We start from the raw sequence: 18,586 nt of genomic DNA, 5'->3' as shown, positions 1-18,586 counted from the left end.
AGCTGGTCGGGCCTTCATCCGGTCAGAGTTCGGGGAAGCCCACGGCGACCACCAGACCCCCGCCGGGGCGGGCTCTCGCGGTGGCCCTGGCCCCGTGTGCGGCGGCGATCGAGCGGACGACGGACAGCCCGAGCCCACTGCCGGGCCGGGAGCTGTGCAGGCGTACCGCGTCACCGCGGTGGAAGGGTTCGAACAGCTCGTCCGCGTCGCCGACCTCCCCGCCGGTGTTGGCCACCCTGAGCACGGTGCGCCCCGCCGCGGTGCGCACGCGCACCTCCACCCAGCCCTCTGGGGTGTTGTAGCGGACGGCGTTCTCCACCAGGTTGCGCACCAGGTGCTCCAGGAGGACCGGGTCGCCGTCCACCCGTGCCGGCTCCACGTCGACCCGCAGCTCCACGTGGGCCCCCTCGGCCTCACCTCGGAAGAGCCCGACCGTGTCACGGGCCACCCCGGCCAGGTCCACCTCCTCGGTCCGGGCCAGTCCGCGGTCGGAGCGGGCCAACAACAGCAGCCCGCTGATCAGTGCCTCGCTGCGGCCCACCGAGTCCAGCGCCCGACGGAAGGCCGGTCGCAGATCATCGGGCACCCGGTCCTGAGCCAGGGGTACTTCCAGTGCGGCACGCTGCACCGACAGCGGAGTGCGGAGTTCGTGTGAGGCGTTGGCGACGAATCGGCGCTGGGAGTCGAAGGCCCGCTCCAGGCGGGAGAGCATCCCGTCGAAGGTGTCGCCCAGTTCCCGGAACTCGTCCTCGGGGCCGGTGAGCTCCAGCCTGCTGTGCAGGTCCCGCTCGGACAGCGTGCGCGCGGTCTCGGTCACCCGGTGCAGGCGCCGCATCGGCCGGCCCGCGATCAGCCAACCGGCCAGCGCCGCCAGCAGGGTGACCCCCGCCAGGACGAGGACCGAGTTGAGGAGCAGGTCCGAGAGCACCCCGTCCTGGTAGTGGTCCACCAGGGCCGTGGCGGGCTCCGCTCGACCCGCCGTCGCCCACGGGTCGGTGGCTTCCGGACTCTCCAAGGGCTGGACGGGGGTCCCCGGAACCATGAGCGGCACACCGTCCTCGGCAGTGACCTCGATGGTTCTGGCCAGCTCGAACCCCCGGACCTCCAGGCTCGCGGAGACCATCGCGTAGTTGGCCGTGAGCAGCACTCCTCCACCGAGGGCGAAGACCCCCGTGTAGACGAGGGCGAGCTTCGTGCGCAGGGTGAGGCCGGTGAGGCGGTCCAGCCCCCGGCGCGCCGTACCGGAACGCGCCGTACCGGAACGCGCCGTGCCGGACACCCGTCCGTCCCTCGCGCCGGGGGCCGTCTCGGATCCGTCGGCCATGTCAGATCCGGTATCCGTGGCCGGGCACGGTCTCGATCACCGGAGGATCGCCGAGCTTGCGGCGCAACCCGTGCACCACCACCTTCAGCACTCCGCTGAACGGATCCAGGTGGGCGTCCCACACCTTCTCGATCAGGTGGGTCGCGGTCACCGGCGCCCCGTTCGCGCGCAGCAGCTCCTCCAGCACCCCCAGTTCCTTGGGCGAGAGCGAGAGCTCCCGGCCGTCGCGAAAGGCGGTCCGCCGGGTGGTGTCCACCAGCAGCCCCGCCCGGCTGAGCCGGGGCGGCGCCGCGGGCCGGGCCCTGCGCCCCAGGGCCCGCACCCGGGCCACCAGTTCCAGGTAGGCGAAGGGTTTGGCCAGGTAGTCGTCGGCGCCCAGGTCGAGTCCGTCCACCCGGTCCTCCAGGCCGCCGGCGGCGGTGAGCATGAGCACCCGTGCCTGCACGCCGGGGTCCTCGGTGATCCGCAGGCACACCTGGTCCCCGTGCAGCACCGGCAGGTCGCGGTCCAGGACCACCACGTCGTAGTCGTGCACGGTGGCCATCTCCAACCCCGTGTCTCCGTCGTGGCACACGTCCACCGCCATGCCCTCACCGCGCAACCCTTCGGCGACTGTCTCCGCCAGGTCGGGCTCGTCCTCCACCACCAGAATCCGCATGCCTCTTCCCCGCCCCTGTAGCCCTGCCGGTTCTTCGAACCCCGACTGGCCAGCACTATCGCCCGCCCGGTTAGGCCGAGGTTAGCCCGGACCACCCGGCTCGCCCGCCCGACGGGAGTCCCGGCCGCCCTAACCACCGGCTAACCGCCGACCCACTGGCATGGGCTCCGACATCACCGAACCCGAAGCAGGAGTGAACGACATGCGCGCACTGACCCTCATGGCCGCGACCGCGGCGGCGGCCGGGCTGCTGCTCACCGGATGCGGGGTCCTCGGCGGGGACGACGGCGCGGACGGCAGCGCTGACGGCGGCGGGGACACCGAGAAGTCGATGGACGAGGCGATGCTGGACTTCGCCGCCTGTATGCGTGACCACGGGGTCGACATGCCCGACCCCGAGGGCGACGGCGGCATGATCGCCCTCCCCGCCACGGGGGAGGGCGACGAGGATACGGCCCAGGCGATGGAGGCGTGCGAGGAACTGCTCCCCGTGGACGAGAATGCCCCCTCCGAGGAGGAACGGTTCGAGACCGACCTGAAGCTGGCCGAGTGCCTGCGGGAGAACGGCATCGACATCGAGGACCCCGAGCCGGGCGCGGGTCTGACCCTGCCGGTCGACCCCGACGACGACGAGCACATGGCTGCCGTCACCACCTGCACCGAAGAGGCCGACCTCGGCCTCGAACTCGGGGACGGCTCGTGAGCGCGGACACCGGACTCCTGGGCGAGGAGGACGTCGACGACACCGGCAGGGGCCGCCCGCCCCGGCGCGGACGCGGTTTCCTGTGGCTGATCGCGGCCCTCCTCACCCTGGCGGTGCTCTGCGCGGGGGCGGCCGTGACGGTCCGGGGCTGGCCCAGGGGCGCCCCGGAGGAGGCCGCCGCCCCCGGGGCCACCGCCTCCGTGGAGCGCACGACCCTGCTCCGGGAGGAGCGGCTGGACGGCACCCTCGGCTACGCGGGAGGGGGTTCGTTCTTCTCCCGCTCCGACGGGGTGCTCACCTGGCTCCCCGAGGAGGGCGCGGAGCTCTCCGCCGGTCAGCGCGCGTGGGAGGTCGACGGCCGTCCCGTGATCCTGCTGCGGGGCGACAAGCCCGCCTACCGAACCCTGGAGCCCGGCGCCAGAGGGCCGGACGTGCGCCAGTTCGAGCAGGCCCTCGCCGAGCTGGGGTACGCCGGGTTCACCGTCGACGACGAGTACACACAGCTCACCGCCGAGGCGGTCAGGCGCTGGCAGGAGGACACCGAGGGGGCGGCGGTCACCGGCACGGTCGAACCGGACCGGATCTGGTACTCCTCCGGCCCGGTCCGGGTGGCCGGACACGAGGTGGCGGTCGGGGAGAACGTGGCCCCGGCGACACCCCTGCTCACCACCGCCTCCACCCGCCAGGTGGTCCGGATCGACCTCGCGGTGGGCGACCGCGACCTCGTGGCCGAGGGCGACGAGGTCACCGTGGAGATGCCCGACGGCGGAACGGTCACCGGTGAGGTGTCGTCCGTGGGCGACGTCGCCAGGGTCGAGGAGGACGAGCCGGAGACGGGCGGCGACGGCAAGCCGACCGTGGAGGTGCTGATCTCCCTGGAGGAGGGTGCCGAGGGTTTCCTCGACCGGGCCCCGGTCGATGTCCTCGCCCGGGGCGAGGCGCGTGAGGACGTGCTCGCCGCCCCGGTGGGCGCGCTGATTGCCCTCTCCGGCGGGGGCTACGGGCTGTCCGTGGTGGGCGATGACGGTGTCGAGGACGTTCCGGTGGAGACCGGCTGGTTCTCCGACGGCCTCGTGGAGGTGGCCGGTGACGGAATCGACGCCGGCACCGAGGTGGTGGTTCCCGAATGACCGCCGAGAAGCCGGAAGCGGCCGCCACGGACTCCTGCGAGGCCGCCGCGCGGCCCTCCACGGCCGTCGGGGGTCCTGCCCCGACCACCACGCGGGACCCCGGGCCGGCTGTGGAGTTCACCGCGGTGAGCCGCCACTACCCGGGTGGTGTGCGCGCCCTGGACGGGGTGGGCCTGGGGATCGGCCGGGGCGAGCTGCTGGCGATCGTCGGCCCCTCCGGTTCGGGCAAGTCCACACTGCTCAACCTGCTCGGCACGCTCGACGCGCCGACCTCCGGCACGGTGCGCGTGTTCGGGTACGACGTGGGGGCGCTCGCCGACGACCAGCTCTCCGCGCTGCGGGCGCGCTGGATCGGCTTCGTCTTCCAGCAGTTCCACCTGGCGCCCAACGTGTACGCCGTGGACAACGTGGCCGACGGCCTGTTGTACTCCGGCGTCCCCGCCCGCACACGGGTCCGGCTGGCGCTGCGGGCCCTGGAGCGGGTCGGGCTGGCCGACCGGGCCTACCACCGTCCGCACGAGCTCTCCGGCGGTCAGAAACAGCGGGTGGCGATCGCCCGGGCGGTGGTGGGATCGCCCCGGCTGCTGCTCGCGGACGAACCCACCGGCGCCCTGGACACCACCTCCGGGGAAACCGTGATGCGGGTGCTCCGGGAACTGCACGGGGACGGGGTGACGGTCGTGGTGATCACGCACGACCGCGAACTGGCCGCTGCCCTGCCCCGACGGGTGGAGGTGCGCGACGGCCGCGTGGTCTCCGACTCCGCCCTCCCGGGCGACGCCCCGTGCCGGACGGAGGCGGGACGATGACGGGGCTCGCCCGACGCCGGCGCGACCGCCGCGCCCAGCTGCGCCCCGCCCGGCTCTCCCCGGCCGACCGGCTGCGCACCGGTTCGAGCGGGCTGCGGGCCCGGCCGACCCGTGTGGTGCTGTCCGCCCTGGGCATCGCCATCGGCATCGCGGCGATGGTCGCGGTGGTGGGGGTCTCCTCCTCGGGGCAGGCCGAGCTGGACCAGCGGATCTCCCGGCTGGGCACCAATCTCGTGACCGTCGAACCCGGAAGCGACCTGTTCGGCGGCGCCGCGAAACTCCCCGAGGAGGCGCGGGCGCGGATCGACCGGATGCCCGAGGTCGAGCACACCTCACAGGTGGAACTGGTGGGCGGGGCCAACGTCTACCGCAGCGACCTCGTCCCGAGCGGGGAGTCCGGCGGGATCGGCGCCTACGGTGTCGACCTCGACCTGCTGGAGGCGGTCCGCGCCGAGGTGGACGAGGGCGTGTGGCTGAACGCCGCCACCACCGACCACCCGGCGGTCGTGCTCGGTGCGGCGGCCGCCGAGCGCCTGGGCGTCCACCGGATCACCCCGGACACACTGGTGCTCGTCGGCGGCACCTACTTCTCGGTGGTCGGTGTCCTGGAGCGGGCGGAGTTGGCGCCGGAGCTGGACAACGCCGCCCTGGTCGGCCAGGAGGTTGCCGAGGAGGTGCTGGGAGCCAAGGGCGAGGCCTCCACCGTGTACGTGCGGGTCGACCCCGACCACGTGGAGCGGGTTCGGGACGAGGTGGGCCGCAACGCCAACCCCGAGAAGCCGAACGAGGCCCGGGTGTCGCGGCCCTCGGACGCGCTGGAGGCCCGGCAGGCCGCCGACCAGACCTTCCAGGGGCTGCTGCTGGGGTTGGGCGGTGTGGCCCTGCTCGTGGGCGGGGTGGGGGTGGCCAACACGATGGTGATCTCCGTGCTGGAGCGCAGGGGCGAGATCGGCCTGCGCCGCGCCCTGGGCGCCACCCGGCGCGACATCCGCGGCCAGTTCCTGGTGGAGGCGATGACCCTGTCCGCACTGGGCGGGGTGTTCGGGGTGCTGCTGGGCTCCCTCGCCACCGGCGGGTACGCGCTCCTGCGCGGCTGGCCGGTGTCCCTGCCCTGGTGGGCGGGGGCAGGTGCGGTCGTCGCCACCGTGCTCATCGGCGCGGTCGCCGGGATCGTACCCGCCCTGCGGGCGGCCTCCCAACACCCCACCGAAGCCCTCGGCGCAGGCTAGACCGCGCCGGGGAACCACCGGGTCGGCCCGCACCGGGGAACCGTCGAGGGGACACCGGGACCACGGCGGCCCGGCCGCGGAGCCTTCGCGGCCGGGCCGCGCGGTTCGCGGACGGCCGGGTCGGGGGCCCGGACCGGCTCAGGCCTCCGGGGCGGGGGGCGTGACCGGGACCCGCCACACCAGGACGGTGCCGCCGGTCTCGCCCTTCTGCGCGCTGAAACCGCCGCCCAGGGCCTGGGCCCGCTGGTCCAGGTTGCGCAGGCCGCTTCGCCGGCCCTCTTCGGGCAGGCCCACGCCGTTGTCGGTGATGGTGAGCGCCAGGGTCGTAGGGCGACCGGTGACCGCCTGCTCCTCGACGGTCACCGAGACGTGCACCTCCGTGGCGCGGGCGTGCCGGGCGACGTTGGTCAGTCCCTCGCCCAGGACCGCCAGCAGCTGTTCGCCCACCTCGTCGGTGACGGACGCGTCGATCGGCCCGTCCAGGCTCACCCCCGGGTGGCAGCCCAGGCTGTGCGCGGTGTTCTCCGCCAGCCGCAGGATCCGCCCGCGCAGGGAGGTGTCCCGTCTGCTCGGCGGGTTCTGGAGGTCGAAGATGGTCGACCGGATCTCGCGGATCGTGCTGTCCAGCTCGTCGATGGTGCGCTGGACCCGCTCCTCGGCCTCCGGGGAGGTGATCAGCCGGACCGTGCTCATCAGGGTCATCGCGGAGGCGAACAACCGCTGGATCACCACGTCGTGCAGGTCCTTGGCGATCCGGTCCCGTTCCTCCAGGACCACGATCCGTTCGCTGTCCCGCCGGGCCTCGGCCAGTTCCAGTGCCACTCCGGCCTGTACCGAGAAGGAGTGCAGCATGCGCCGTATGTTGGCGTCGAACGGTGCCCGCTCGGAGAGTTTGCCGAGCAGCAGGACCCCGCGGGTGTTCCCGGGGGTGCCCAGAGGCACCAGCAGCCCGGGGCCGTAACCGCGGTGGGTGAGCATCGGGCAGTTGGCCTGCCGCAGGTCGGGGATGGTCACGGCCTCACCCGACTCGTACACCCATCCGCAGGCGGAGTCGTGGACCTCCACCGGCGTCCCCAGGATCTCCTGGGCTATCGGGCCGTCCGCGATCTCCGCGAACAGGTGTCCCCGCGCGTGCGGGTCCGGCAGCATGATCACCGCCGTGTCCGCCCCGCCGATCTCCCGGGCCTGCTCCGCCATGAAGGCCAGCACCTCGTCGGTGTCGGCCCCCGACAGCAGCCGGGTGGTGATCTCCGTGGAGGCTCCCAGCCACCGCTCGCGCAGCCGGGTCTCCTCGTACAGGCGGGCGTTCTCGATCGCCACGCCGGCGGCGGTGGCCAGCGCGGTGACGACGGCCTCGTCCTCCTCGTCGAACTGCCCGCCGTTCTCCTTCTCGGTCAGGTAGAGGTTGCCGAACACCTCGCCGCGCACCTGGATCGGTACTCCCAGGAAGCTGGACATGCTCGGGTGCCCCTCCGGGAAACCGCCGAAGTCGGGGTGATCACGCAGGTCGGAAAGGCGTAGCGTGGCGCGTTCGTACAGAGGTGTGCCGAGCACGCCCTTGCCGTGCGGGAAACGGCCGATCCGTTCGGCCTGAGCCTGGGAGAACCCGACCGGGATGAACTCGGTGAAGCTTCCGTCCTCACCGATCACACCCAGCCCGGCGAACCTGGCCTCGGCCAGGTGTGCCGCGGCCTCCGTGAGCCGGCGCAGCACGGTGGCCAGGTCCAGATCACCACCGATGTCCAGAACCGCCTGGAGCAGCGAGTGCACCCTTCCCTGGGCGGACAGCCCCGGGTTCATCTGGGAATGCACCTCCGCGAGGAGCTCGTCCAGGGGCTTCGGGGACAGTCGGTGGCTCTGGGGGATCTCGGTCATGTGTGGGTCAACCTCCGCAGAGCCGTTGAGGGGTTGAGGGCTAATAGACGAATTGTCGTTGGTTTTTTCCCGGTTTGCCACATCTGGCTGCTCGGAAGCTTGTCCGAGGGGCTGGGAATTCCCCGGGAATCGAGGACAGCGGCCCGGTAATTCATGCTAACGTCACGGTCAGTCGGCGCACGAAGGCCTCTCTGACCTCGCGTCCCGCACCTGAACCCCTGTGTTTTCCGGTGCTATTCACATGAACCCCACGAGCTTGTCGTCCCCTCGGTACTTCGCCGGGATGGACCGGCTCACACGGCGGAAGGAAACCCTCCGGTGTCTGGATACCACGGTACGGTCGGCGCCACAGGCGTCCGTCCCTCCGTGTGCCCGGAACCACTCCGACGGGCCCTGACGCTCGCCGGTCTGCTCACCGGGCTCCTGTTCACCGTGTGGCTCGCCTCCGCGGCCCCGGCGCACTCCGCCGAGCTGCCCGGGGGCGAGAACCCGCTCCAGAGCGGCCTCGTGGAGAGCACCGGCAACCTCGGCGGGACCGTCAGCGGGGCGGTCACCTCCGTCGGTGAACACGCCACGAAGGCCGTGGAGGGCGCCTCGGAGACCGCGCAGGCGGTCGAGGCCGAGACGGCCGACCCTGTCCAGCAGGTCCGTGACGCGGTCCGGGAGACCTCCCTGCCGCGCCCCGAACCCCTTCCCGAACTCGTCGCCCCCGTCTCCGAGCAGGTCACCGAACCCGCTCCGGAGTCCGACGGTGGCGAGGACGCCTCCGCCGAGGCCCGTCAGGACCGCACGACCCGGGCGGAGCAGCTGCCCGAGGTGCCGACGGCGGCCGAACAGCCCGCCGCGCAGGCCCTCGTGGCAGCCCAGGAGCAGAGCTCCTCCGCCGCCCAGGAGGCGGACGGTCCGGACCGCGACCGGGCCGGTGACACCGGTCCCCGCGGTGCCGAGCCCGTCACCGCCGTCGCGGGCGGTGCCGCCCCCGCCTCCGGGAGCAGTGCTCCCGCGCCCACCGTCGCCGGCTTCCTGCCCGTCACCGGCGCCCCGGCTCCCGCCCCCGGCCTGTTCGAGGCCGCCCGGCACGTCCTGCGATCGGCACCGGCCGACTCCGCCGACGAGCCGACCTTCTCCCCGGACTAGCGGACCACCGGACCCGCGTCCCGCGCACCCCGCCCCGAGCGTCCCGCGCCGCACGCGACCGGTTTCCACGGCACGCCTTCCCAGACACACCTGTCCTTTCCGGTGACTTCTGGGGGTTGACGTGAGCCCCGCACCTCGTCCGCGAGGTTCACGTCAGCCGGTGGTCCGCCAGACCGACCGACTGAATCCGGACCGAACCCACCCGCTCCCACCAGGGGCGTACGGGTTCACCGACCGGAGAGCTCGCCCGTACCACCCTCAGGACCGGCCTCCCCCGGCCAGGGAACCGGTCCGACGCGGCGGGGCACGACACCCGCTCCGTCGCGCCCCCGAACCGAACACACGCACACTCCGGAAGGACACACCATGTTCCACACCGCCCGTTCCTCAGCTCGGACCCTGCTGGTGGCCGCCGGCACCGCCGGATTCGTCGCCCTCGGCGCCGGTATCGCCGGGGCCGACACGCTCGGCGGTGTCACGGACGGCCTCCCCCTGGGCGACCTGGGCAACCAGGTCCCCACCGCCCTGACCGAAGGCGTCACCACGCCCGTCGGCGACCTCGTCAAGGTCCAGCCCGGCGAGATCTCCGCCCAGCCCGACCTCCAGCACCAGAGCGCCGAGGTCCAGCACCAGAGCGACCCCGTCGGGTCGATCGTCGGCGACACCGTCTCCACGGACGCGCTGTCCACGGACACCCCGCTGCAGACCGGTGAGGACAACGCCGCCAACGTCGGACCGCTCGACCTGGAGGGCGCCACCGAGGGACTGCCCACCCAGACCCTGCCGCTCAGCGACGCCGGCGGCGCGGTCGACCCCCTGTCCATGCTGCTCGGCGGCGCCGGCCTGCTCGACGGCCTGCCCCTGGGCGGCGGCACCCTCCCGATGAGCGCGCCGGCCTCCCCGGTCAGCCTGGAGCAGGGCGCGGCCGTCGTCGACGACACCGTCACCGAACTGGGCAACCGGGCCGGGGCCGGTCTGCACGAGCCCGGCCTGGACGTGGTCGGCCTGGACGACCTGGACACCGCCCAGTTGGGCGAGACCGTCCCGATGAGCGACCCGGTGGGTCTGGACGCGGGTGAGAACGCCGACCTCACCGGCGGGGTGACCACCCTGCTGCCGCGGGACGTCCAGGAAACCCTGCCGATGTCCGGCGCCGGGGACCTCGAGGCCACGGGTGCCGCCGAGGACGCCGTCTCCGGCACCGTCGGGGACCTCGGCGACGCGGTCGGCGGCCTGGGCGCCGAGAGCACCCTGCCGCTGTCCGGTGCCGAGACCGACCTGGTCACCGGCCTGCTGCCGGAGACCCCCGGCGGCGACCTGATCGACGTCCAGGGCCTGCCCGAGCTGGGCGAGCCCGAGGTGGCCACCCTGCCCCTCGCCGAGGAGCTGCCCACGGAGGTCCTGCCCGTCGAGCTGCCCGGCGCCGAGGAGCAGCCCTTCGGTCCGGCTCTCGTCAGCTAGCAACCAAGAACGTGCGCCCGTCGGTCGTGGCGGGCGCACACAGCCTCGGGTGGCGCGTGTGACCGCCCTGTTGTTCGAGGCGCCTGCGGGGACTGTGGGGGTTCCCAGGCGCGTACCGGCGGGACGTCGGAGTCCCCGCCACCCGAGGCGCCTGCCCTGCCAGGGGCGAGAGGAGGCCCCCGTCGCGGATCCGCGACGGGGGCCTCCTCCATGTGCTGGGGCGTCTACCAGCCGTCGTCCTCGCCGGTGCCGAAGCCGAGGCCGTCCTGGCACGGGTTGGATGTGGCGTCACGGCCCTCGCCCGGGCGGGCGGAGGGGTTGGCCCCGCTCTCTTCGGGACCCTCCTCCGGGCCCGTCGGGTCAGCCGGGGTGGGCTCGTCCGTCGGCGGCTCCTGCGGGGTGGAGGCGTCGTCGGCTGCGAGCAGCTCGGGCAGCGTACGGTCCTCGCGCACCGCGGTGAACAGCTCGGCGGCCTCCTCCTCGTGCCACATGACCCGGTTGGGGTCGTAGGGCGCCTGGTACCAGGGGACGGTGTGGAACTCGATGTCGGACAGGTCCACGTCGGCCATGGTGACCGCGATGGACAGCATCCGGTCCAGGGACAGCTCCCGGTCGGTGGCGCTGTGCTGGGCCACCGCCTGGAGGATGCCGTTGAGCTTGGTCGGGCTGCTGAGCACGTCGCTGCTGGTCACCTGGCCGGCGAGGGCGGCGAGGAACATCTGCTGCCGGTCGATGCGCCCCATGTCGCCGCCGTCGCCGATGTCGTAGCGGGCCCGGACGAAGGACAGGGCCTGGTCGCCGTCGAGGGTCTGCTCACCGGCGTCGAGGTCGAGCTTGGAGCGGCGGTCCTCCATCGGCTCGGGGATGCACATGTCCACCCCGCCGATGGCGTCCACGACGTCGCGGAAGCTCGCGAAGCTCAGGTGCACGAAGTGGTCGACCCGGATGTCGGTGAGGGTCTCGATGGTCCGCACGACGCAGGGCGGTCCGCCGTGGTACATCGCGGCGTTGATCATGCCGAAGTAGCCGTAGGTGCCTTCGGCCTGGCCGTAGGCGTCGCACTCGGGGAGCTGCACGAGGGAGTCGCGGGGGAAGCTGATCACCGAGACGCGTTTGTCCGGGGAGATGTGCGCGAGCATCAGGGAGTCCGAGCGCTCGCCCTCGAACTCGGTGGAGTAGGCGGGGCTGTCCTCCTCGTACCCGTCCGAGCCGATGAAGAGGATGTTGACCGCGTCGCTGATCTTGTCCGGCCGCTCCTCCTCCCTGAGGACCGAACCGATGTCGTGCTGCGTCATGTCGGAGCGCAGGGAGTAGTAGTAGCCGTAGGCGGCGGCCACTCCGGCGAGCATGACCAGGGCCAGCGTGGCGGAGGTCCACAGGGCGACCCTGCCCAGCCGGCTCCGTTTGCGTTTGTTCCCCTGGCCGGCGGCTGCCGCGGCCGCTCCCGCCGAGCTCTCCTCCGGTGGGGCGGCGGCGTCGGTGCCGCCCTTGGTCCCGGGTTCTTCGGCCTCCGGCTCCCCGGTTCCCGCCTCCGCGGGGCCTGCTGCCTCGGTCTCCGCTGCCGCGGCGGTCTCGACCGGCGCGTCGGTGTCGATGACGACGGTCTCCGGGACGTCCTCCCCGGCTGTCCCGGCGGCCTCGGCGTCGGCCTCGGTGGCGGCCGCGGCACGGGTCTCGCCCTCGTCCGTTTCGTCGGGCTCGCCCTCGGCGCGGGTCTCGTCCGTTTCGTCCGGATCGCTCTCGGCGCGGTTCTCGTCCGGTTCCTCCGGCTCGCCCTCGGCACGGGTCTCGGCCTCGTCCGGCTCGCCCTCGACACGGGTCTCGGCCTCGTCCGGCTCGCCCTCGTCCCGATCTGCGTCCTGCTCGGCGGCGTCGTCCGCGGTCCCCTCCGGCTGGGGAGGGGGCTCGTGGGTCTCGTCTGGGGTGTGGTCCGCGCCGGGATCGGCGGAGTTCTCGTCAGCGGGCATAGTGACAATCTCGGTGAGTTCGGACGGCTGGGCTTGCCAACAGCTGGACACCGGCCCGGGTGGGCCACGCGTCCGGATCCGAAGAGGGCGGAGGTCGCGCGGGGGAAGCGCACGGGCAGCCCGGAATCATGACCGAAAAGTCGCCGAGGGGGTGTGTGTGGAAAGCCGGGACACCAGCGGACCGGGGTTGCCGAAGAGACCGGAACCTGCGCGTGGCAGTGATCCTAGGTGAAGTTCCTGATGTGTGCGCGCTCGGGTTGTCCCTACGCGCGGTTCCTGACCACAATTGCGCCGCACAATTCCTTCGCCGGGTGGCAGTCGCCTGAGGCTTTCCTGTCCGACTGTCTCATCTGTTCCCGTGTGAATCACTTCTGACCCGCCGGTGAAACGCGTGTTCCTGGTGGCGAAGCGGCGTTCGGCGCAAAGATCCCGCGTTGTCACCTCTGGGTCAGTCGTCCCAGAAGGTGCTCTCCTTCCGGGGCTCCTCGTCGTCGGCGGTCGCGGTCGCGGTGGTGGCGGTGCGTCCGCCGCTCTTGCCGGTCGGCTTGGCAGCCGTCTTGGTGCTCTTGGTGGTCTTGCGTGTGGTGCCGCCGGTGCTCCCGGTGCTCCCGGTGTTTCCGGTGCCCTTCGCGGTGCCGGTGTGCCGCGGGCGCGCGGTGACCGCGCTCTTCTCGATCGGTGCGCTGGGCGCGGGGGCCTCTCCGGAGTGGATGCTGATGGCCTCCTCCTCGATGCTGAGCATCTTGCGCATCACGGCGGGCACCTCGGGCAGGCGGTCCGCGCGCAGATGGGCGCCGAGGACGTCCAGGGCGTGGTCGCACAGGACGCGCTTGGCGGCGGCGGCGCTGACGCCGCTCAGCTGCTCGACCTCGGGAAGGTCGTGTTCGCGCAGGAGGCGGACGATCCCGCTGAGCCGTTCGCGGGTCTTGCGGTCGGTCATCGACATGACCGTGAGCTCCGCCTCGCGCAGGAAGTCGGTGCCGTTCGCGGTGCCGTCGCGCTCCGCTATGAAGGCGCTGGTGAGGTTGCGCGCGGAGGTGCGCGTGCTGGTGCGCAGTTCGGCGCGGCGGATCTGGCGGGAGTGCAGCGCGGTCACGGTCACGCTGGTGACGAGGCTGACGGCGGCGCCCACCACGACGAGCACGGCGGGGTTGGTGAACAACTCTTGCACGGGAGACCTTTCCGGGCGGTGGTCCGCACGGGACATGGCCACGGGGTGAAGGGGAGACGGGGTAACGGGGATCGGCGGGGGGTTTCGGGGCGGGGTCGGTGCCGGATGAGTACCGGTCGGTACTCGGGTGCGTGACTATTCGGCAGATCAGTACTGGTTGTCAAGTGTCATGACGAAACGGGCGCTCGCGGAAACGGCGCCTTCGCAGCTCAGTACGGATGCGGTCATTGTCGGCAGCGCGCACTCGCTTTATCGCTTGCCCGGTCCTGATTCGGGTAAACACCTCTGTCCACAGGCTGTGGACAATGGCCTGGTCCGGCCGGTCCCGGAGTCCGCCGGATCCCGAACTCCCTAACCGGCCAGGAGTTTGTTCACGGCCTCGGGTGAGAGGATCTCCTCACTGACCATGGCCGCGCAGCCGCGTACGCCGGCGTCGTCCCACAGGGCGCTCGACACGATCCGCAGCTGCCGGGTGGCCAGTGCGGTGCACTGCTGGAAGACCACCTCGCGCACGCCCGCCACCAGGTGGTCGTAGGCCTCGGCCAGGTCGCCGCCGAGGACGATCAGCTCCGGGTTGAGCAGGTTGACCGCACCCGCGAGCGCCTCGCCCAGCCGTCGCCCGGCCTCGCGCACCAGGGTGACCGCCACGGGGTCGCCTTCCGAGGCCAGCGCCACCAGTTCCTTGAGCCCCGGAACCTCCCGCCCCTCCTCGGCCGCGCGGACCAGCAGCCGGCGCCCGCCCGCGACCGCCTCCAGGCAGTCCGTGTTGCCGCAGCGGCACGGCAGTCCACCGCCGTCGCGCACGGGGATGTGGCCGATCTCCCCGGCCGCGCCGAGGGCGCCGCGCAGCAGGCGGCCTCCGGAGACCAGCCCGGCGCCGATCCCGGTGGAGACCTTCACGAACACCATGTCGTCGGTGTGGCCGTGGCCGCCCGCGATGTGCTCGCCCAACGCCATCACGTTCACGTCGTTGTCCACGGTCACCGGGACGGGGAAGCGCTCGGAGACCAGGGGGGCCAGGGCCACGCCCGCCCACTTGCCGAGGAAGGGGCGGTCCTCCGCCCGTCCGGCGTGGAACTCCACCGTGCCGGGCAGGCCGATGCCGACGCCGCGGACGTCCTCGGGGGAGCGGCCCAGCGCGGCGATCTGTTCCGACCAGGTGTCCAGGAGCCACGGAACGGTGGTGTCGGGGCCCTGCTCCATCCGGGGTGAGCCGGGGGTGCGCACGAGCACCCGCCCGTCGAGGTCGCACACGGCGGCCTGGCTGCGGGCCATGCCGAGGGCCGCGGTGAGGATCAGCCCGCTGGACGCGTTGAACTCCAGGAGTGTGGGCGGCCGGCCCCCGCTGGAGACGGCCCGGGTCCCCTCGGTCACCAGTCCGCCCTCGATCAGCTCGGTGACCCGCAGGGCCACGGAGGGTCGGGACAGCCCCGTCGCGCGGGCGATCTCGGACCGGCTGGTGGCGACGCCGGTGCGGATCATCTCCAGGATGTGGCCGCTGGTGGCGGTGGAGGACAAGCGTCCGGGGGTTCTGGCCATGCCTCATTGAACCATTCACTCGGCGGGGTGCCTTGAAGGCCGTTCACTTATGTAAATTTATGTTCAGAAGTGTGCTTGGTTTTTTACCATAGTGGGATTAGGGTCGAAACCGGGCCGTAAGACCCGTAGGAGACGGCCCCGGGCCCCGGCGCACCCGGTCGGGAAGCCGACCGCGAGACCCCCTGCCTCTCTTCCGGCCCTCCCCCTCCCTTCCGTCCCTCCCCGCAGGAGCCAACCGAATGCCGCAGCAGCCCGCGCCCCGCCCCACCGACCTGGTGGTCTTCGGCGGAACCGGTGACCTGTCCATGCGTAAACTGCTCCCCGCCCTGTACCTCCTGGACCGCGACGGACACCTGGACCGGGACACCCGGGTCGTCGCGGTCTCCCGAGACGGACTCACCGACGCCGACCTGCGCGACAAGGCCTCCTCCGCCGTCCGCGGCCACAAGGCCGTCCAGGTCGTCGAGCCCGAGGTCCTGCGCCGCTTCCTCGGCCGCCTCTCCCACGTGACCGTCGACGTCGGCGGGGACGCCTCCGGCTGGGCCGACCTCGCCGCCGCGCTCGCCCCCGGCCGTGACCGCGTCTTCTACCTCGCCGTGCCGCCGATGATCTCCGGCGCCATCTGCCGGGGCCTCCAGGACGCCGACCTGGTCACCCCCGAGTCCCGCGTCGTCATGGAGAAGCCCCTCGGCCGCGACCTCGCCTCCGCCCAGGCGGTCAACGACGAGGTCGGGGCGGTCTTCGACGAGTCCCGCGTCTACCGGATCGACCACTACCTGGGAAAGGAGACGGTGCAGAACCTGCTCGTGCTGCGGTTCGCCAACGTCTTCCTCGAACCCCTGTGGAACTCCCGGTGGATCGACCACGTGCAGATCACCGCGGCCGAGACCGTGGGGGTGGGCGGCCGGCGCGGCTACTACGACTCCTCCGGAGCCATGCGCGACATGGTGCAGAACCACCTGCTCCAGCTGCTCTGCCTCACCGCGATGGAGCCCCCGGCCAGCTACGACCGCGACGCCGTCCGGGACGAGAAGCTCAAGGTCCTCCAGTCGCTGAGACCCATCACCGAGACCAAGGTCGCCGAGCACACAGTCCGCGGCCAGTACACGCGCGGAACGGTCCAGGGGGACGAGGTCCTCGGCTACCTGGACGAGGCCGGCGGACCGCCGACCAGCGACACCGAGACCTTCGTGGCCCTGCGCGCCGAGGTCGCCAACTGGCGATGGGCCGGTGTGCCCTTCTACCTGCGCACCGGCAAGCGCATGGCGCACGACCGCTCCGAGATCGTCATCCGCTTCCGCGACGTCCCGCACACGATCTTCCCCGGGGCCGCCGCGCCGGGCGCGGGCAGCCTCGTCATCAGCCTCCAGCCGGACGAGGGCATACACCTCACCATGCTGGCCAAGGCGCCCGGCGCCGGCGCGCTGCGGCTGCGGCCGGTCCCGCTGGAACTCAGTTTCGCCGACACCTTCGCCACCCGCTCTCCCGAGGCCTACGAGCGGCTCCTGATGGACGTGTTGGCCGGGGACTCCACCCTCTTCATGCGCCGCGACGAGGTCGAGGCCGCGTGGCGCTGGGTGGATCCCATCATCGAGGCCTGGAACAGCCTCGGCACCGTACCCGAGACCTATCCCGCCGGAAGCTCCGGACCCGCAGGAGCACAGCGGCTCATCGGCCGTACCGGCAGCACGTGGCACGAAGAGGAGCAGGCATGACCGCGCACACCCCCAGCACCCCGGACACCGCAGCACAGGGACCGCAGACGGAGATCCACCCGGTGATCGCCGAGGTCACCCGGCGTCTGACCGAACGCAGCACCGAGACCCGCTCCGCCTACCTCGCCCGCATCCGCGAGGCCGTCGGCCAGGGGCCGGCCCGCACCTCCCTGGGCTGCGCCAACCTCGCGCACGGGTTCGCCGCCTGCGGGGTCGGCGACAAGCTCGCCCTGGCCGGGGACGTCACCCCGAACCTGGCGATCGTCTCCGCCTACAACGACATGCTCTCCGCCCACCAGCCGCTGGAGACCTACCCGGCCGTCATCAAGAAGGCGGTCTCCGAGGCGGGCGGCGTCGCCCAGTTCGCCGGCGGCGTGCCCGCCATGTGCGACGGCATCACCCAGGGCCGCGCGGGCATGGAGCTCTCCCTGTTCAGCCGCGACGTCATCGCGATGGCCGCTGCCGTGGCCCTGTCCCACGACATGTTCGACGGCGCCCTCATGCTCGGCGTGTGCGACAAGATCGTGCCCGGCCTGCTCATCGGCGCACTGTCCTTCGGGCACCTGCCGACGGCGTTCGTGCCCGCCGGTCCGATGCACTCCGGCCTGCCCAACAAGGACAAGGCCCGGGTCCGCCAGCAGTTCGCCGAGGGCAAGGTGAACCGCCGCGAGCTGCTCCAGGCCGAGTCCGCCGCCTACCACTCGCCCGGCACCTGCACCTTCTACGGCACCGCCAACTCCAACCAGATGCTCATGGAGGTCATGGGCCTGCACCTGCCCGGGGCCAGCTTCGAGCAGCCCGGCACCCCGCTGCGCGAGGCCCTCACCGCCGAGGCCGGTCGCCGCGTGCTCGGACTGACCGCCCTGACCGAGCACCACACACCGGTCGGCGAGCAGATCGACGAGAAGGCGATCGTCAACGCGGTGGTCGCGCTGCTGGCCACCGGCGGCTCCAGCAACCACACGCTGCACCTGGTCGCCATCGCCCGAGCCGCCGGGATCCAGCTCACCTGGGACGACTTCGCCGCGCTGTCCGACGCCGTGCCGCTGCTCACCCGCATGTACCCCAACGGCGCCGCCGACGTGAACCGCTTCCACGAGGTGGGCGGCATGGCCTTCCTCATCGGCACCCTGCTGGACGCCGGTCTGCTGCACGAGGACGTCCGGACGGTCGCCGGACCGGGCCTGAACCGCTACCGCCAGGTGCCCCAGCTCACCGAGGACGGCGAGCTGACCTGGGTGGACGGCCTCGCGGAGAGCGGGGACAAGACGGTGCTGCGCCCGGCCGGAGACCCCTTCGCCCCCGACGGCGGTCTGCGCATGCTGACGGGCAACCTCGGCCGCGCCGTGATCAAGGTGTCCGCGGTCGCGCCCGAGCGGCACGTGGTGGAGGCGCCCGCGAAGGTCTTCGCCGACCAGGCCGAGCTCCAGACGGCCTTCTCCGCCGGTGAGCTGACCGGGGACTTCGTCGCGGTGGTGCGGTTCCAGGGACCGCGCGCCAACGGCATGCCCGAGTTGCACAAGCTCACCCCGCCGCTGGCCGTGCTCCAGGACCGGGGCCAGAAGGTCGCGCTGGTCACGGACGGCCGCATGTCCGGCGCCTCCGGCAAGGTGCCCGCGGCCATCCACGTCTCCCCCGAGGCGGAGGCGGGCGGTCCGCTGGCCAGGGTCCGCGACGGCGACGTCATCCGGCTGGACGCGGCCCGGGGCACACTGGAGGTCCTGGCCGACCTCAGCGGCCGAGAGGACGCCCGGCCCACGGTGGACTCCTCCGCCGGGACCGGCCGGGAGCTGTTCGCCGCCCTGCGCGGGGCGGTCGGACCGGCCGAGACCGGCGCCGGCGTCTTCGGCCACTGAGTCCCCGGCCTG

General features: G+C 72.5%; 14 protein-coding genes. 8 read left to right on the top strand and 6 right to left on the bottom strand.

Features of this window, described 5'->3' with window-relative positions; translation table 11 throughout:
• Positions 1 to 22: 22 nt before the first annotated feature.
• Both D458_RS0116695 and D458_RS0116690 read right to left on the bottom strand, forming a co-directional pair.
• Complete coding sequence (locus D458_RS0116695) at positions 23 to 1,324, bottom strand: sensor histidine kinase (RefSeq protein ID WP_083936336.1); 1,302 nt, start codon at positions 1,322 to 1,324, stop codon at positions 23 to 25.
• 1 nt (position 1,325) lies between these two features.
• Entirely contained in the window at positions 1,326 to 1,982 is a 657-nt protein-coding gene (locus D458_RS0116690; protein ID WP_017587896.1) for a response regulator transcription factor, read from the bottom strand.
• A 202-nt stretch (positions 1,983 to 2,184) separates the two neighbouring features.
• Here D458_RS0116690 and D458_RS0116685 point away from each other — a divergent pair, with 202 nt between their 5' ends.
• From D458_RS0116685 to D458_RS0116670, 4 genes are read left to right on the top strand one after another with little or no spacing between them, the layout of a single operon-like run.
• Positions 2,185 to 2,685, top strand: a complete 501-nt coding sequence (locus tag D458_RS0116685; RefSeq protein WP_040702519.1) for a hypothetical protein — start codon at positions 2,185 to 2,187, stop codon at positions 2,683 to 2,685.
• Positions 2,682 to 3,815 carry a peptidoglycan-binding protein gene (locus D458_RS0116680; RefSeq protein WP_017587894.1) on the top strand — a complete coding sequence of 378 codons (1,134 nt, stop codon included), beginning with the start codon at positions 2,682 to 2,684 and terminating at the stop codon, positions 3,813 to 3,815. The genes D458_RS0116685 and D458_RS0116680 overlap by 4 nt, the downstream gene beginning before the upstream one ends.
• On the top strand, positions 3,812 to 4,624 hold the full coding sequence (locus tag D458_RS33615) for an ABC transporter ATP-binding protein (protein WP_017587893.1): 813 nt from the start codon (positions 3,812 to 3,814) through the stop codon (positions 4,622 to 4,624). Before D458_RS0116680 ends, D458_RS33615 begins: the two co-directional genes overlap by 4 nt.
• Positions 4,621 to 5,853: an ABC transporter permease gene (locus D458_RS0116670; RefSeq protein WP_017587892.1), complete on the top strand. Its 1,233-nt coding sequence runs from the start codon at positions 4,621 to 4,623 to the stop codon at positions 5,851 to 5,853. The genes D458_RS33615 and D458_RS0116670 overlap by 4 nt, the downstream gene beginning before the upstream one ends.
• A gap of 138 nt (positions 5,854 to 5,991) precedes the next feature.
• On the opposite strand, the gene D458_RS0116665 is transcribed toward D458_RS0116670, so the two are convergent.
• On the bottom strand, positions 5,992 to 7,728 hold the full coding sequence (locus D458_RS0116665) for a sensor histidine kinase (protein WP_017587891.1): 1,737 nt from the start codon (positions 7,726 to 7,728) through the stop codon (positions 5,992 to 5,994).
• A gap of 318 nt (positions 7,729 to 8,046) precedes the next feature.
• Between D458_RS0116665 and D458_RS0116660 the strand changes: the two genes are divergently transcribed.
• Both D458_RS0116660 and D458_RS0116655 read left to right on the top strand, forming a co-directional pair.
• On the top strand, positions 8,047 to 8,865 hold the full coding sequence (locus D458_RS0116660; RefSeq protein ID WP_026119380.1) for a hypothetical protein: 819 nt from the start codon (positions 8,047 to 8,049) through the stop codon (positions 8,863 to 8,865).
• Between the two features lie 366 nt (positions 8,866 to 9,231).
• On the top strand, positions 9,232 to 10,326 hold the full coding sequence (locus D458_RS0116655; protein ID WP_017587890.1) for a hypothetical protein: 1,095 nt from the start codon (positions 9,232 to 9,234) through the stop codon (positions 10,324 to 10,326).
• A gap of 224 nt (positions 10,327 to 10,550) precedes the next feature.
• On the opposite strand, the gene D458_RS0116650 is transcribed toward D458_RS0116655, so the two are convergent.
• The 3 genes from D458_RS0116650 to D458_RS0116640 form a co-directional block, all read right to left on the bottom strand.
• Positions 10,551 to 12,293, bottom strand: coding sequence for an LCP family protein (locus D458_RS0116650; RefSeq protein WP_017587889.1), 1,743 nt, complete (start codon positions 12,291 to 12,293; stop codon positions 10,551 to 10,553).
• A gap of 448 nt (positions 12,294 to 12,741) precedes the next feature.
• Positions 12,742 to 13,455: a hypothetical protein gene (locus D458_RS0116645; RefSeq protein ID WP_017587888.1), complete on the bottom strand. Its 714-nt coding sequence runs from the start codon at positions 13,453 to 13,455 to the stop codon at positions 12,742 to 12,744.
• 360 nt (positions 13,456 to 13,815) lie between these two features.
• Positions 13,816 to 15,003, bottom strand: coding sequence for an ROK family transcriptional regulator (locus D458_RS0116640; protein WP_026119379.1), 1,188 nt, complete (start codon positions 15,001 to 15,003; stop codon positions 13,816 to 13,818).
• A gap of 239 nt (positions 15,004 to 15,242) precedes the next feature.
• On the opposite strand from D458_RS0116640, the gene zwf reads away from it, so the two are divergent.
• Together zwf and edd are read left to right on the top strand one after the other, a co-directional pair.
• Positions 15,243 to 16,718 (top strand): glucose-6-phosphate dehydrogenase, encoded by a 1,476-nt coding sequence (zwf, locus tag D458_RS0116635; protein ID WP_017587886.1) that lies wholly within the window; start codon positions 15,243 to 15,245, stop codon positions 16,716 to 16,718.
• Positions 16,715 to 18,574 carry a phosphogluconate dehydratase gene (gene edd, locus D458_RS0116630; protein ID WP_017587885.1) on the top strand — a complete coding sequence of 620 codons (1,860 nt, stop codon included), beginning with the start codon at positions 16,715 to 16,717 and terminating at the stop codon, positions 18,572 to 18,574. Before zwf ends, edd begins: the two co-directional genes overlap by 4 nt.
• Positions 18,575 to 18,586: the final 12 nt, after the last annotated feature.

Origin of the sequence: Nocardiopsis ganjiahuensis DSM 45031 (assembly GCF_000341085.1) — a bacterium.
Classification (GTDB): Bacteria; Actinomycetota; Actinomycetes; order Streptosporangiales; family Streptosporangiaceae; genus Nocardiopsis; species Nocardiopsis ganjiahuensis.
Note: the sequence above shows the minus strand (reverse complement) of the source record. Positions and strands in the feature narration are given on the sequence as shown.

Coding starts and splice junctions, on each gene's coding strand:
- D458_RS0116695 (WP_083936336.1), bottom strand. CDS start 1,324: ATGGCCGACGGATCCGAGACGGCCCCCGGCGCGAGGGACGGACGGGTG.
- D458_RS0116690 (WP_017587896.1), bottom strand. CDS start 1,982: ATGCGGATTCTGGTGGTGGAGGACGAGCCCGACCTGGCGGAGACAGTC.
- D458_RS0116685 (WP_040702519.1), top strand. CDS start 2,185: ATGCGCGCACTGACCCTCATGGCCGCGACCGCGGCGGCGGCCGGGCTG.
- D458_RS33615 (WP_017587893.1), top strand. CDS start 3,812: ATGACCGCCGAGAAGCCGGAAGCGGCCGCCACGGACTCCTGCGAGGCC.
- D458_RS0116670 (WP_017587892.1), top strand. CDS start 4,621: ATGACGGGGCTCGCCCGACGCCGGCGCGACCGCCGCGCCCAGCTGCGC.
- D458_RS0116665 (WP_017587891.1), bottom strand. CDS start 7,728: ATGACCGAGATCCCCCAGAGCCACCGACTGTCCCCGAAGCCCCTGGAC.
- D458_RS0116655 (WP_017587890.1), top strand. CDS start 9,232: ATGTTCCACACCGCCCGTTCCTCAGCTCGGACCCTGCTGGTGGCCGCC.
- D458_RS0116650 (WP_017587889.1), bottom strand. CDS start 12,293: ATGCCCGCTGACGAGAACTCCGCCGATCCCGGCGCGGACCACACCCCA.
- D458_RS0116640 (WP_026119379.1), bottom strand. CDS start 15,003: ATGGCCAGAACCCCCGGACGCTTGTCCTCCACCGCCACCAGCGGCCAC.
- zwf (WP_017587886.1), top strand. CDS start 15,243: ATGCCGCAGCAGCCCGCGCCCCGCCCCACCGACCTGGTGGTCTTCGGC.
- edd (WP_017587885.1), top strand. CDS start 16,715: ATGACCGCGCACACCCCCAGCACCCCGGACACCGCAGCACAGGGACCG.